We start from the raw sequence: 13,976 nt of genomic DNA, 5'->3' as shown, positions 1-13,976 counted from the left end.
GAACGGCAGTTACAGGTAGTCGACGGCCTGAGGCAGTTCGAGCTTCATGCCCTTGCGCTCGCGGATCTCCATGATCTGGTCGCGCTGGAGGTTGTCGGCCATGACCTGGAACCCTGCGTTCTCGGTGTTCCAGGAGGCACGACCCTCGGTTGCCGAGCGGATGTCGCTGGCGAAACCGATCATTTCCTCGACCGGTGCGATCCCTTCGACGACCATCAGATCGCCTTCCTGGTACATGTCGTCGACACGGCCACGGCGGCCCTGGATCTCGCCGGATGCCGAGCCCATGTAGTCGTTCGGCACGTCGATTCGGACGTCCTGGATAGGTTCGAGCAGTTTGATGTCGGCGTCGATCAGGGCATTGTGGGCTGCGTTACGTACTGCGGGGATAACCTGTGCCGGACCGCGGTGGATGGTGTCCTCGTGAAGCCGCGCGTCGTGGAGACGGATGAGCGATCCCTGGACTGGCTCTGCGGCCAGCGGGCCGTCGTTCAGCGCGTCCTCGAGCCCCTCGATGAACAGCTCCATCGTCTCGTTCAGGTGCTGGATACCCTTCGTGTCGTCGATCAGGACGTTCGTCCCGTGGATGTGCTCGACGTTCTGGCTGGTGTCCTTGTCCATTCCGGCCTCCTGCAGGACTTCACGGCGTTCCTGCTCGGGCATGTCCATCGAGGCCTCGCCCTTCTTGATCACGTCGACAATTTCCTTGCCGAGCGGGTGGACCGAGATGTAGAAACGGTTGTGGCGGTTCGGGGAGATCCCCTCGACCTCGCGGCTCTCGCTCTGTGGCATCTCGCGGAAGACGACGATCGGTTCGCCGGTGTTGATCGGGATGCCCTGATTGCGCTCGATCCGCTGGCCGATCACTTCGAGGTGAAGCTCACCCTGACCGGAGATCAGGTGCTCGCCGGTGTCCTCGTTGATCTCGATCTGGATCGTCGGGTCCTCCTTGGAGACCTGTCGGAGCGTCTCGATGAGTTTCGGCAGGTCGTCCATGTTCTTGGCCTCGACGGCCTTCGTGATGACGGGCTCGGAGATGTGCTCGATCGACTCGAACGGTGTCATCTCCACGGACGAAACCGTCGATCCCGCAATGGCGTCACCCAGACCGGTGACTGCCGCGATGTTCCCTGCGGGAACGCGGTCCACTTCCTCGCGCTCGCCACCCATGTAGATCCCGACGCTCTGGACGCGGTTGGTCCCGGCCGTCCCGGAGACGTAGAGATCCTGTCCTTTCTCGAGTGTGCCCGAGAAGACACGACCGGCGGCGATTTCTCCCGCGTGCGGGTCGACGCCGATGTCAGTGACCATCAGCACGACTTCGCCGTCCTCGTCGACGAGCTGCATCGATTCTGCGAGTTCCGAGTCGGCGTCGCCACGCCAGACGCGTGGAATACGGCGGGGCTGGGCATCGATCGGGTTCGGGAAGTGCTCACAGACCATGTCGAGCACGACGTCCGACAGCGGCGTGCGCTCGTGAAGCTCCTGGCGCTTGTCGGCACGTTCGAGGTCGATGATGTCGCCGAAGTCCATGCCGGTGCGCTGCATCGACGGCATCGAGACGCCCCACTTGTACAGGGCAGACCCGAAGCCGACGGTCCCCTCTTCGACGGAGACCGTCCAGTCGTCGATGTCGTCCATCTCCTCGGTCATCCCCTCGATCAGCTCGTTGACGTCGCGGATGACCGCCATGAGACGCTGTTGCATCTCCTCGGGACCCTCCTGCAGTTCGGAGATCAGGCGGTCGACCTTGTTGATAAAGAGCGTCGGTTTGACGCCCTCACGCAGGGCCTGTCGGAGCACCGTCTCGGTCTGGGGCATCGCCCCTTCGACGGCGTCGACAACCACGAGCGCACCGTCGACGGCGCGCATCGCTCGGGTCACGTCGCCACCGAAGTCGACGTGGCCCGGCGTGTCGATCAGGTTGATGAGGTGGTTGGTGTCCTCGTACTCGTGGGTCATCGACACGTTCGCCGCGTCGATGGTGATCCCACGTTCCTGTTCGTCCTCTTCCGTGTCCATCGCGAGCTGCTCGCCTGCGGTGTCCTGAGAGATCATCCCGGCACCGGCCAGCAGGTTGTCCGTCAGTGTCGTCTTGCCGTGGTCGACGTGTGCGGCGATGGCGATGTTCCGGATGTTCTCCGGCTCGTCCATCAGTCGCTCGCACTCCTCGACGATCTTCTTTCGTCTACCCATTACCCTCTCATATCGTTAGCGGGGTGAAAAGGGTGCTGTTTCGTCAGTGCTGAGCTTGTGAAGCACTGACGAGGCTCGTCGTGGAGCGTAGCGGAACGACGGTGTTTCGTTACTGCCGAGCGTGTTAGGCAGTAACGAAGCTTGTCACGACCGAAGGGAAGTGACAGTGTTTCGTCAGTCCGCGGTGTGTGAAGCACTGACGAAGCTCGTAACGAGTTGTTTCCTACAACTACTTCGCGGCGTCCGAGTCCAGCGAGCACGTGTCGACGCCGAGCACCGAATAGAGCCCGCAGGTTCCCGTTGCCGCCGTTCCGAACATCACAATCGCGACGATGCCGAGTACCGCTGCGAGCATTTCCGGAAGGGCAAGGATGCCACCAAGGATCGCGATCGAGAGTAGTCCAGTGATCGCACCGACGCCCGTCCTGAGCTGTCGATCCGTCGTACCGACGTTCGTGTTCATATTCTCCGTAAGGCTCTGATCAGTATAATGGTTCGTATTGGGCTGGTTACAACATACTATTTTGAACAGAGATCGACCGCTTCGGCGATGCTACAGCTTTCGAAGTAGTAACTTCGATTACTGTAGTAAAACACTTCAATATCCGAAGTCAAAGGCTTTCGTCGACAGCAAGGGTCGACCAGCACATCTAAGGGAGCGTCCGACGTGCGCCCTGTATGAGCGACGATGGACTCCACCCCTGGATTGGCATCCTGCTTGGTGCGCTGCTCGCCGGTGCAAATACGGCCGTCGTCGGTCTCGTAATCGACGGCCCGGAAGCGGTCGCCGCCGGACTTGGCCTCGCGATGCCGATTCTCTTACTGTACGGTGCAGGCGACACGTTCGACCGGGAGCAGTATCTGGCCGATCACTCGACGGGCGAGACGGTGAGCGATATGGTCGTCATCGCCATCGGGGCGGTCCTCGTGGGCGTTCTCGGTGTCGTCGCGACGAGTGCGGTGACCGGCAGCCAGATTGCCGTCTACGGGATTGCTGCGGGAGCGACGTTCCTGGGTGGCTACGTCGCGCTGTACGTCCGCCAGCCCGAGTATCACGGTCCGGTCGGAAACTGAGCGGCAGTTCTTAAGTTCCCGGTCTGCGATGACACGTCCATGCGCGTCGCCGTACTCGCTCACGGGAAGTTCCCCGACCGGGCAAAGACTGCGGTAGGTGTTCTCAGATACGCCGACTACGATGTCGTCGCCGTCCTCGACCGGGAGCGCGCGGGCTCCCGAGTCACCGACCACGTCCCAGCTGTCCAGGACGCCCCCATTGTCGCCGGGTTCGGCGAGGTGCCGGAACCGGTCGACGCCCTCCTGATCGGTATCGCGCCGATCGGCGGCGGCTTCGAGGAGTCGTGGCGACCGGACGTCATCGCCGCCCTCACGCGCGGGTGTGACGTGATCTCCGGTCTTCATTACTTTCTCACCGACGACGAGGAGTTCGCTCGCCTCGCTGCCGAGAACGACTGCGAACTGCAGGACGTCCGACGACCTCCCGACGACCTTTCCGTAAGCGAGGGCCTCGCGGATGGGGTCGACGCCGAAGTGATCCTGACCGTCGGTACCGACTGCTCGGTCGGAAAGATGACGACGACGATGGAACTCGCGCAGGACGCGCGAAAGGCCGGCTACGACGCCGCCGTGATCCCGACCGGACAGACCGGGATCATGATCGAGGGGTGGGGGACGCCGATCGACCGCGTGGTGAGTGACTTTACCGCCGGCGCGGTCGAGGAGATGATCCGCGAAGTGGGTGACAACCACGACTACCTCTTCGTCGAGGGACAGGGTAGTATCGTCCATCCGGCGTACTCCGCGGTCACCTGTGGCATTCTTCACGGCGCGATGCCCGACGCGCTGGTGCTCTGTCACGAGGCGGGCCGCGAGGTGATTCACGGCTATGAGTCATTCCCGCTCCCCCCGATCGAGGAGTACGTCGACCTCTACGAGGGCCTCGCGGCCCCAGTGAGTGACACACCGGTCGTGGCTGGGGCGCTCGACACCAGCGATCTCGACGATGCGGCTGCTCGACAGGCTCTCACCGAGTACGAGTCCGCGATCGATGTACCGGCAACTGACGTGTTACGGTACGACACCGACGACGTACTGGAGGCAATATTATGAGCCTGAGTACGTCCGTCGAGCGGGTGGAACTTCCCTTCGAGTTCCCGTTTACCATCGCGCGCGGGACGACGACCAGCGCCGAGAACGTGCTCGTTCGGATCGAGGACGACGAGGGACGGGTCGGAATCGGCGGGGCTGCACCCTCACCCCATTACGGCGAGACCGTCGATACCGTCGAAGCCGTCCTGCCCGATCTCCTGGAGATCGTCGAGGATGTGGGCGACCCCCACCAGCTCGCACGGATCGAACGTCGACTGCAGGAGACGGTGCGGCGAAACCCGGCTGCACGCGCCGCAGTGAGTGTTGCACTCCACGACCTCGTGGGCAAGCGTCTCGATCTGCCGCTGTACCGGTACTGGGGGCTCGACCCGACCGAGAGCGTCCGGACGTCCTACACGATCGGCATCGACGACACCGAGACGATGCGCGAGAAAGTCGAGACGGCGACATCGAGAGGGTACGAGGTCCTGAAAGTCAAGCTCGGCACCGACCGCGACGAGGAGATCGTGCGAACGATCCGGGAGGCCGCACCCGATGCGACGGTCCGCGTCGACGCCAACGAAGCGTGGACGCCCAAGGAGGCAGTCCGGACGATCGAGCGGATCGCCAAGTACGACGTCGAGTTCGTCGAACAGCCGGTTCCCGCCGAGGATCCCGAGGGACTGCGCTACGTCTTCGAGCACTCCCCGCTGCCCGTCGCTGCCGACGAGTCGATCGAAACCGCGGTAGACGTCACGCGAGTCGCCGATCGCTGTGACATCGCTGTGCTGAAGCTGATGAAATGCGGTGGACTCCGTGAAGCGCGGCGGATCATCGAGACAGCCCACGCACACGGCCTGGAAGTCATGTGTGGCTGTATGTACGAGTCCAACGCCTCGATTGCCGCCGCGGCACAGCTCGCGCCGCTGCTCGATTACGCCGACCTCGATAGCCCACTGTTACTTGCGGACGATCCGTTCGAGGGAGTCCCGATGCCGGATGGACTGCTGGATCTCGGCGCGGCCGACCGGCCGGGGACTGGCGCGCGCCGTGAGTGAACTGCATATAAAATACCACAGAATGTAGCCAGCCGAACAACCGATACCACTCCTAAGTGAGGGGTATGGGAACGGGAACGTGGCAACTCGCCGAAAGACGGACGAGACGGATCGAGAACTGGACGATCCAGGCGTCCCGTGGGGCGTTGCTGGCGCTGTTTGTCGTCTTCGCCGCCGCAGGACTGACGGGATCGATCCCCTCTCTGGAAGTGCAGATGATCATCTACCTCGTCGGGATGGTCGGCCTGAACCTCCCACACGGCGGCTACGAGCACTTCGAGAACCTTCGGCGGCGCGGGCTCCCCATGGGTGCGAAGTACGTCGCGATGTACGTGACCTTCGTCGCCGGGTTCATCGCGCTGTTTTTCATCACACCCCTGATCGCGCTCTCGCTGGCGTTCGCCACGGCGGTCGCGAAAGGCGGCCACGGCGACCTCCGGGTGATGGACGCACTGGTCGGGAGCGATCACCTACAAAGCGATCTACAGCGTGGACTCGCCGCGTTCGTCCGTGGTGGCGCGGTGATGATCGTCCCGCTCGTCTTCTGGCCCGAGACGTTCTACGGCTTCGCTTCCTACATGATCTCGATGTTCGACCCGGGTGCCGTAGGCGCGCTCCATACCCGTATGGAGCTGATGACCCCGATCCTCGGGGGCGCGTACGGGCTCGCCCTCGTCGCCCACCTCGTCTGGGGCTACGCCACCAGCGGGGGCTCGACGGCCTGGCTCGCGGATCTCGGTGAAACCTCCCTGCTCGTGGGCTACTTCGCCGCCGTCCCGGTCGTTGTCTCGATCGGACTGTACTTCCCGCTGTGGTACTCGATGCGCCAGTCCGGCCGGACCTTTGCCGCCCACCGGAAGGAGCCTGCAGATGAGAGTCAGGGGCTCCCTGTACCGATCGTCTGGGGCGTTCTGATCGTCGGCGCGCTGGCAACCGGCCTCGTCGCGGCGACGCTCTGGCTCGTCGCGCCGAACCCGCTCGGGACACAGGGCCTCCTTCCCGGACTGGTCGCGTTCTACACGATCTTCATCTGTATCGTGGCCCTGCCACACGTCGTCGTCGGCGAGTGGCTCGACTTCAAGCGCGGCATCTGGTACGTTCCCTGATCGACCGCCATCGATCGGTTTGCAGTTCCCGAACTCCGTTACACAGCCATGACCATGACACCATCCACGACAACTTCGCTTGCTGGCACCTCGATCGGTATCGTCGGTGCCGGGATCGGCGGCCTCTCCGCGGCGGCGTATCTCGCCCGCGATGGGGCCGACGTCACAGTGTACGAACAGCGCTCGCAGGTCGGCGGCGTCGCCGGAAAACTTGTCGACGGGGAGTTCCAGTTCGACACCGGGCCATCGTGGTATCTGATGCCGGAGCTGTTCGATCGCTTCTTCGAGGACTTCGGCCACGAGCCCTCGGATTTCTACGAACTCGAACGGCTCGACCCGAACTACCGGGTGTACTGGAAGGACGGCGATAGCGTCGACGTGCCCGCGGACCCGAATCAGGCCGCCGAGCTGTTCGAGTCCTACGAGCCCGGCGGCGGGGAAGCCTTCGAGCGCTATCTCGATCAGGCCGAGGAGGCCTACGAGATCGGGATGAACCGGTTCGTGCTGGCCAACCGCTGGCGGTTCCGCGACTACGTGTCCGCCGACGTTGCTCGGTCGGGCAAGGGATTGAGCTTCCTCGGTAACATGGACGAGCACGTCGCCCAGTACTTCGACCATCCCAAACTCCAGCAGCTCGTCCAGTACACGCTCGTGTTCCTCGGTGGGTCGCCGTACAACACGCCCGCGCTGTACACACTGATGAGCCACGTCGATTACGGGCTGGGCGTCTACTATCCGCAGGGTGGGATGTGGTCGTTCATCGAGGCGATGGAATCGGTCGCCCGCGAACAGGGCGTCGAGATCCGGACCGATACGCCAGTGACCGGACTGAAACCGTACGGGAGCGGCGTCACGGTCGAACACCGTGGTGGCCCCACGAGTCACGACCGCGTGGTCAACAACGCGCCACCCGCACATGTCGAGCGTGACCTGCTGCCCGACGGCGCGGCCGGCTCCCGGCCGATCGGCAGGCTGATGGGCGACAGCAACGAGTACTGGGACGGCCGAACCCTCGCCCCCTCGGCCTTTATGCTCTATCTCGGTATCGACGGCGACCTGCCGGAGTTCGAACATCACACGCTGGTCCTGCCGACCGACTGGTCCGGACACTTCGACTCGATCTTCGACGAGCCAGGCTGGCCCGATGACCCGGCGTACTACGTCAACGTCCCGTCCAGAACCGATCCCTCCGTCGCTCCCGACGACGCCGAGACGATGGTCGTGCTCGTCCCGATCGCCGCGGAGCTGGCGGACGGTCCGGAGGCACGCGAGCGGTACCGCGAGGACGTCCTCGACAGTCTCGCGGAACACGCCGGCGTCGACCTGCGCGACCGGATCCGGGTCGAACACAGCGCCTGTGTCACCGACTACAAAGTCCAGTTCAACAAGCTCGGCGGGACGGCACTCGGCCTGGCCCACACCCTCGAACAGACCGGTCCGCTACGCCCCGGGTTCAAAGTGCCGGGCGTCGAGCGCACCTACTACGTCGGCGGGGACGTGAACCCGGGAATCGGCGTCCCGATGTGTCTGCTGAGCGGCGAGCACGTCGCGGAGGTGGTCCGGGACGATGTCGCCGAGCAGGGCCTGCTTGACGCGATCTGATCCCGACGACAGGACCGCAGGCTCTTGTTCGTCCGGTCCCTGACACGACTGATGAGTAACCTCCCCGAACGGATCGCTGGCCTCGCGGATATCGATTGCACCGGAACGCAGGCACTCGTTACCGGCTCGACGAGCGGCATCGGTCGTCACGCCGCCCTTGCGCTCGGTCGCCTCGGTGCGGACGTGATCGTGCATGGACGCAATCGACGGGCAGGTGAGGCCGTCGTCGACGAACTCATCGCACTCGGCGTGGACGGCCAGTTCGTTGAGGCTGACTTTGTCAACACCGACTCTGTCCGGGAGCTTGCGGCCACTGTCCGGGCGCAGACAGAGAGCCTCGACATCCTCGCGAACAACGCGGGTGGGTTCTTCCGAAACGACCGATTGACGGGTCTCGGCGTGGAGTACACCTTCCACGTTAACCATCTCTCCCCGTACCTGCTGACCGCCGAACTGCTCGACCATCTCGCACCCGAGGCTCGCGTCATCACGACGGCATCAGCAGCCCACAAGGGGGCGTCGTTGGATCTCGAACGTGTGACCGAAGCCGACGGCGGAATGGGTGCATACAGTCACTCGAAGCTCGCGAACATCCTGTTTTCGGCGGAGCTCGCCCGCCGGCTCGATGCCGCCGGCCACGACGTGACCGCCAATAGCTTCCATCCGGGTGCGATCCCGGGCAGCGGCTTCAGCAGGTTTCTCCCCGGCCCACTACCGGATCTGTTCGCAAAGCTCGACGCAGTACCGGGGATCACGTCTGTCGAGGACGGCGCAGCGGCGCTGGTCAATCTCGCTGTGTCGCCCCGTCTCGACGGGACGTCCGGGCGATATTTTTCAGGGCGGGACGTCACGACGCCATCGAGTGCAGCGAGAAACCGGGATGGCGCACAGCGGCTCTGGGAGCGAAGCGCCGAGTGGCTCGACGTGGAAGAGCCGCTTTCGGGGTACTGAACTGATCGGTTTCGCAAGCTTTTGACCACCACAGCAACCAGCTTTGCTGTGAGCCGATACCGCACCACCCTGTTGTTTCTCGCCCTCGCCGCAATCTGGGGGTCCGCGTTTATGGCGATCAACGCGGGGCTGGCGTACTTCCCGCCCGTCCTCTTTGCCGCGCTCCGGTTTGACGTGGCTGGCGTCGTCATGCTGGGATACGCCGTCTACACCGTCGACGATCCAATTCCCCGCGGTCGGCGCGAGTGGGCCGACGTCGCCATCGGCGCGACACTGATTATCGCTGGCTATCACGCCTTTCTCTTCATCGGCGAGAGCGACCCCGCGGTGACCAGCGCCATTGCCGCCGTCATCGTCGGGCTCTCGCCCGTCCTGACGACAGTCTTTGCCCGCGTCTTTCTCCCCTCGGAACGACTGACACTGATCGGTGTACTGGGACTGCTTGTCGGCCTACTCGGGGTAGTCGTTCTTGCCGCTCCCGACCCCGGAAACTTGACCGGTAGCGGGACGACCGCAAAGTTCCTCGTCTTCCTGGCTGCGGCGTCGTTCGCGCTGGGATCGGTCCTGACACGGGCACTTGACAGCGGGCTGCGGATCGAGACGATGGAGGCCTGGTCGATGCTCGTCGGCGCGGCGCTGACCCACCTGATCGCCGTTGCACTAGGCGAGTCGATGGGCGCGATCGTCTGGACGACCGAGGCCGTGCTGGCGCTTGGCTACCTCGCAATCGTCGCAAGCGGGCTCGGCTTTCTCATCTACTTCGACCTGCTGGATCGGCTCGGCCCGATCGAGATCAACCTCGTCTCCTACGTCGCGCCCGTCTTTGCCGCGCTGTCGGGCTGGCTCGTCCTGGACGAGGGGCTCACGCTGACGACTATCGGTGGCTTTCTGCTCATCTGTGCGGGGTTTGCGATCGTGAAACGTGTGGCGATCCGGGATGCGTTGCCGAAGTAGTGGATTGGACTGAATGAGGACCGGCGCGAATCTCGAATTACGTCCGGACGTGCTCACTGTGTTGCGCGCGACTGGTCTTATTCGAATTCCCTTAGATGAACTTCCCCGCATTCCGGACCGCTCGCTCCGCTCGCGGTATTGGAATGCGGGAGAAGTGGGCCGGCGCGAATTCGAATCACGCGAGACCTTCGGTCTCGCTTGCCCTCGTTCGCTTCGCTCACGAGGACGCGGTTACGGCCACCCGAAGGCGGTAGCTCACCTGTTGGGAATGCGGGAGAAGTGGGCCGGCGCGAATTCGAATCGCGGTTACGGCCACCCGAAGGCCGAAGGATACCAAGCTACCCCACCGGCCCGCACCCAAGAATTGGCTGCTGTCGTTTTTAACGCTTCCGGACTGGTATCAAAAGCGCGTGTAACCGTCGGTATCGAGGTAGTGTTGCGCGACGGTGATCGCGTGGTCGGCGTGTAGCCGCTCCGGGCCGAGCCGGACGCGCAGGTCGGAGTACTCAACCAGTAGATCGGCCTCCCACGGCTCGAAATCGTGGTGATCCGAGAGAACGAACACGGGATCGCTCGGTGCATCAACCTCGACGATCGAATCGCCGTCCTCGTGGAGCTGGACGACCGTCCCCTCGATATCGTTGAGGAGGTCCTCGAACCCCATCCGTCTGAGCGAGACGCCGGGCGAGGTCTCGACGGGGATGTGTCCGATCGCCTCCTCGCGCTCTTCGAGGGCATTGCGGACGAGCGCCGCAGTCGAGCGCTCGTCGGGATTCAGCCGGCGGAGCTCGCTCCCCTCGAACGTCACTGTAAACTCGTCCTGCAAGACGAGATGGACGCGGACGTCCTCGCGAATGTCGTGGGAGAGAAAGAACGCGGAGTTGACACACCGACAGAGCACGTCGAGGCGACCCGCCCCGCCCGCGAGATCCGAAAGCGCGAAATCCGATTCGACGGGCGCGTCGTGACCGTGCACGATGAACTGGCGCATAGGCGGGGTTCGATGGGGGCACAAAAATGTGCGTCGACTTGGCGTGAACCGCCCAAGAACCGTACCTGAATTGAGGCGCTAAGGCTCCACCCTGCCTCATCGTATGGGCGTATTCCGACACACAGTGAACCGCCTCCGGGTCAAGTGGTTCGAGACGCAGAGTGTCTCGTCATCACGGAAGACGAAGTCTTCCGGACGACCCCGAGGCACTCGGCCTGCTCAGCCTGTAGAACAGCACTCGCTCCGGGTTCCTGTACAGGTAGCTGGGACGGGACCGTCTGTAGGGCCGGCTCGCTGCACCGGGACAAAGAATATATTCCACCGAGATGACGGTACCACCGTAGACAGTCGAACGAACGATCGACTACCGACAGGGTGTGTGGGCGAGCCGTGTGTATCCGACGTAAATACTGATGGTAGACCTGACGACTGGACTCCTGTTCGTCGTTGCCGCTGCCGCGAGCCTTTTTGCCGCGTGGACGATTGGCGCGGGATCGACCGGTGCCACACCCTTTGCACCCGCGGTCGGCGCGAACGCGATCACCACGATGCGTGCCACCTTCATCGTGGGTATCCTCGGCTTCGCCGGCGCGGTGTTACAGGGTGCGGCGGTCACCGAAACCGTCGGCGAGGGGTTGATCCGTGGTGTTACTCTCTCACCGCTGGCAGCGGCGGTTGCACTCACCATCGCGGCAATCTACATCGCTGCGGGGGTCTTCAAGGGGTATCCGATAGCCACTGCGTTCGCGATCACTGGCAGCGTTGTCGGTGTTGGTCTCGCAATGGGTGGAGAACCGGCCTGGCAGGAGTACGGCGAGATCGGACTCTACTGGCTATTGACGCCGGTTGTCGGTGTGCCTGCCGCGTATGCGACGACCAAGTTCCTCCGAAGCGACGTCAAAGAGACGATCGCAACGGCATTGCTCGTTGTGATCGTCGGGGTAGTCATCGCCAACATGGAGTTTCTCCTGCTTGGGCCGCCCGACGAGCAGATGTCGATTGCGGCCGTGCTCGGGGCGCAGATTCCGGGGCCACAGATCGGCGGTGTGCTTGGTATCACGGCTGTCATCGCCGGTGGCCTCTCTGCGCTATCGGTCCGGGCCGTCCGCTACGACCCGATTCGGGCCCAGCGCTGGCTACTGTTGTCTCTTGGCGCACTGGTCGCGTTCACCGCAGGCGGCGGGAAGGTCGGTCTCGCTGTCGGCCCGCTCGTCCCGCTGCTTGGCGAAGTGCTCGGCGATGTCGCGATCACGCCCGTGCTGATCTTCGGCGGAATCGGAATCCTATTCGGTTCCTGGATGGTCTCCTCGCGTATGATCAAGGCGCTCTCACAGGACTACGCCGACCTTGGCCCGAGACGCTCTGTCGCGATCCTCGTGCCGTCCTTCGTCATTGCTCAGATCGGGATCTTCTATGGCATTCCCATGTCATTCAATCAGATATTCATCAGTGCGATCGGTGGGATGGGACTCGCCGCGGGCGGTGCCGGGGTTAGCCGAGAGAAGTTTCTCTACACCGCGCTCGCGTGGATCGGTTCCCTGATTTTCTCGCTTGTGATCGGCTACGGCGTCTACGCCGGCGTCCGGGAGGTGACCGGGCTGGAGTGAGCCGAAACGACCGGCTTCCACAAGCTAGTTACACGCGCTCCGACTGGATACGGGTATGACGGTACTTGACGACGCTCGCGCGCTCCTGGAGACGGGACCGCTCTGTGACGCGTGTCTCGGGCGGCCCTTCTCGGATCGGAGTTTCGGGCTGACCAACGACGAGCGCGGCCGGGCACTCCGGACGACGATCGCGCTGGAAGACGATACTGACTACGATCCCACACCATCCGAGGATTGCTGGGTCTGTGAGGGTTTCTGTGGCGAGTACGACGAGTGGGCCGAGCGCGTCGCCGAGGCGGTCGGAGACATCCACTTCGAGACGTATCAGGTCGGGACGCGCACCCCGCCCCTGATCGAGGAAAACGACGTCCTGCTGCGGGAAGACGCCGGACTCGACGAGGACGCGGGCGAACTGTTCAAATCCGAGTTCAACCGCGAAGTCGGCAAGCGCGTTGGACAGAAGACCGACACCATGGTCGACTTTGAGCGCCCCGACGTGCTGGCCCTGCTCAACCTCGAACGCGAGGGCGACGTGGAGATTCAAGTCAATCCGGCCTTCGTCTACGGCCGATACCGAAAGCTCGAACGCGATATCCCCCAGACCGAGTGGCCCTGCCGGGAGTGTGGCGGCAGCGGCAAGGACCTCGGACCCGACGGCGAGATCGACTGCGATCACTGCGGCGGGAGCGGCTACCTCTACGACGATAGCGTCGAGGGCTACGTCGCGCCACACGTCCGCGAGGCGATGGAGGGCGAGGAGGCCGTCTTCCACGGCGCTGGCCGCGAGGACGTCGACGCGCTGATGCTCGAACGCGGCCGGCCCTTCGTCACCGAAGTCAAAGAGCCGGGCTTCCGGAGCCCGGACGTCGAGGCGCTGGAAGCACAGATCAACGAGGAAGCCGACGGTTCGGTCGAAGTCGAGGGCCTTCGACTCGCCACCCACGAAATGGTCGAGCGCGTCAAGGAACTCGAAGCGAGCAAGACCTACCGGATGGACGTCGAGTTCGCGGAGCCGGTCGAGAACGGCGCGTTCGAGGCTGCACTCGCCGAGCTAGAGGGCGCGACGATCGAGCAGTACACGCCCGAGCGCGTCGACCACCGCCGCGCGAGTCTCACGCGCACGCGAGAGGTCTACGAGATCGAGGGGGCCCTCGAAGACGACCACCACGCCGACATCGAGCTCCACGGGGCTGGCGGGCTCTACGTCAAGGAGCTGGTAAGCAGTGACAACGGTCGGACGGAGCCCAGTCTCGCTGGACTGCTCGGCGTCGACGCCGAAGTGACGGCGTTGGACGTGCTGGACGTAGAGGGGGAGGAAGAGGCGTTCGAGCAGGACGAGTTTTTCAGAGACGGCTGAGCCACGGGCCATTTTACGGGCGCCGGTAGTGACAGAGCAGTAGCTCCG

General features: G+C 63.7%; 12 protein-coding genes and 1 tRNA gene. 9 read left to right on the top strand and 4 right to left on the bottom strand.

Features of this window, described 5'->3' with window-relative positions:
* Positions 1 to 9 precede the first annotated feature (9 nt).
* Positions 10 to 2,196 (bottom strand): elongation factor EF-2, encoded by a 2,187-nt coding sequence (locus AArcS_RS13890; protein ID WP_238478016.1) that lies wholly within the window; start codon positions 2,194 to 2,196, stop codon positions 10 to 12.
* A gap of 229 nt (positions 2,197 to 2,425) precedes the next feature.
* Positions 2,426 to 2,659: a YgaP family membrane protein gene (locus tag AArcS_RS13885; protein WP_238478015.1), complete on the bottom strand. Its 234-nt coding sequence runs from the start codon at positions 2,657 to 2,659 to the stop codon at positions 2,426 to 2,428.
* A gap of 215 nt (positions 2,660 to 2,874) precedes the next feature.
* On the opposite strand from AArcS_RS13885, the gene AArcS_RS13880 reads away from it, so the two are divergent.
* The 7 genes from AArcS_RS13880 (at position 2,875) to AArcS_RS13850 (ending at position 9,973) form a co-directional block, all read left to right on the top strand.
* On the top strand, positions 2,875 to 3,270 hold the full coding sequence (locus AArcS_RS13880; RefSeq protein WP_238478014.1) for a hypothetical protein: 396 nt from the start codon (positions 2,875 to 2,877) through the stop codon (positions 3,268 to 3,270).
* Between the two features lie 39 nt (positions 3,271 to 3,309).
* Positions 3,310 to 4,323, top strand: coding sequence for an N-acetyltransferase DgcN family protein (locus AArcS_RS13875; RefSeq protein WP_238478013.1), 1,014 nt, complete (start codon positions 3,310 to 3,312; stop codon positions 4,321 to 4,323).
* On the top strand, positions 4,320 to 5,360 hold the full coding sequence (locus AArcS_RS13870; RefSeq protein ID WP_238478012.1) for a dipeptide epimerase: 1,041 nt from the start codon (positions 4,320 to 4,322) through the stop codon (positions 5,358 to 5,360). Before AArcS_RS13875 ends, AArcS_RS13870 begins: the two co-directional genes overlap by 4 nt.
* 65 nt (positions 5,361 to 5,425) lie before the next feature.
* A complete protein-coding gene (locus AArcS_RS13865) occupies positions 5,426 to 6,466 on the top strand; it encodes a Brp/Blh family beta-carotene 15,15'-dioxygenase (protein ID WP_238478011.1) in 1,041 nt (346 codons plus the stop codon).
* 48 nt (positions 6,467 to 6,514) lie between these two features.
* Positions 6,515 to 8,068, top strand: coding sequence for a phytoene desaturase family protein (locus AArcS_RS13860; RefSeq protein ID WP_310736973.1), 1,554 nt, complete (start codon positions 6,515 to 6,517; stop codon positions 8,066 to 8,068).
* 51 nt (positions 8,069 to 8,119) lie between these two features.
* Positions 8,120 to 9,019 carry an SDR family NAD(P)-dependent oxidoreductase gene (locus AArcS_RS13855; protein WP_238478010.1) on the top strand — a complete coding sequence of 300 codons (900 nt, stop codon included), beginning with the start codon at positions 8,120 to 8,122 and terminating at the stop codon, positions 9,017 to 9,019.
* A 48-nt stretch (positions 9,020 to 9,067) separates the two neighbouring features.
* A complete protein-coding gene (locus tag AArcS_RS13850; protein WP_238478009.1) occupies positions 9,068 to 9,973 on the top strand; it encodes a DMT family transporter in 906 nt (301 codons plus the stop codon).
* A 280-nt stretch (positions 9,974 to 10,253) separates the two neighbouring features.
* Here AArcS_RS13850 and AArcS_RS13845 read toward each other — a convergent pair.
* Positions 10,254 to 10,326: transfer RNA gene (locus tag AArcS_RS13845), tRNA-Pro, on the bottom strand.
* Between the two features lie 47 nt (positions 10,327 to 10,373).
* Complete coding sequence (gene trmY, locus AArcS_RS13840; protein ID WP_238478008.1) at positions 10,374 to 10,964, bottom strand: tRNA (pseudouridine(54)-N(1))-methyltransferase TrmY; 591 nt, start codon at positions 10,962 to 10,964, stop codon at positions 10,374 to 10,376.
* 413 nt (positions 10,965 to 11,377) lie between these two features.
* Between trmY and AArcS_RS13835 the strand changes: the two genes are divergently transcribed.
* Both AArcS_RS13835 and AArcS_RS13830 read left to right on the top strand, forming a co-directional pair.
* On the top strand, positions 11,378 to 12,571 hold the full coding sequence (locus AArcS_RS13835; protein ID WP_238478007.1) for an inorganic phosphate transporter: 1,194 nt from the start codon (positions 11,378 to 11,380) through the stop codon (positions 12,569 to 12,571).
* Positions 12,572 to 12,626: 55 nt separating this feature from the next.
* Entirely contained in the window at positions 12,627 to 13,928 is a 1,302-nt protein-coding gene (locus AArcS_RS13830) for a tRNA pseudouridine(54/55) synthase Pus10 (protein ID WP_238478006.1), read from the top strand.
* Positions 13,929 to 13,976 lie beyond the last annotated feature (48 nt).

The sequence above is a fragment of the Natranaeroarchaeum sulfidigenes genome (genome assembly GCF_017094485.1).
Lineage (GTDB): Archaea > Halobacteriota > Halobacteria > Halobacteriales > Natronoarchaeaceae > Natranaeroarchaeum > Natranaeroarchaeum sulfidigenes.
This window is presented reverse-complemented; position numbering and strand designations above follow the sequence as displayed.

Coding starts and splice junctions, on each gene's coding strand:
- AArcS_RS13890 (WP_238478016.1), bottom strand. CDS start 2,196: ATGGGTAGACGAAAGAAGATCGTCGAGGAGTGCGAGCGACTGATGGAC.
- AArcS_RS13885 (WP_238478015.1), bottom strand. CDS start 2,659: ATGAACACGAACGTCGGTACGACGGATCGACAGCTCAGGACGGGCGTC.
- AArcS_RS13880 (WP_238478014.1), top strand. CDS start 2,875: ATGAGCGACGATGGACTCCACCCCTGGATTGGCATCCTGCTTGGTGCG.
- AArcS_RS13875 (WP_238478013.1), top strand. CDS start 3,310: ATGCGCGTCGCCGTACTCGCTCACGGGAAGTTCCCCGACCGGGCAAAG.
- AArcS_RS13870 (WP_238478012.1), top strand. CDS start 4,320: ATGAGCCTGAGTACGTCCGTCGAGCGGGTGGAACTTCCCTTCGAGTTC.
- AArcS_RS13865 (WP_238478011.1), top strand. CDS start 5,426: ATGGGAACGGGAACGTGGCAACTCGCCGAAAGACGGACGAGACGGATC.
- AArcS_RS13860 (WP_310736973.1), top strand. CDS start 6,515: ATGACCATGACACCATCCACGACAACTTCGCTTGCTGGCACCTCGATC.
- AArcS_RS13855 (WP_238478010.1), top strand. CDS start 8,120: ATGAGTAACCTCCCCGAACGGATCGCTGGCCTCGCGGATATCGATTGC.
- trmY (WP_238478008.1), bottom strand. CDS start 10,964: ATGCGCCAGTTCATCGTGCACGGTCACGACGCGCCCGTCGAATCGGAT.
- AArcS_RS13835 (WP_238478007.1), top strand. CDS start 11,378: ATGGTAGACCTGACGACTGGACTCCTGTTCGTCGTTGCCGCTGCCGCG.
- AArcS_RS13830 (WP_238478006.1), top strand. CDS start 12,627: ATGACGGTACTTGACGACGCTCGCGCGCTCCTGGAGACGGGACCGCTC.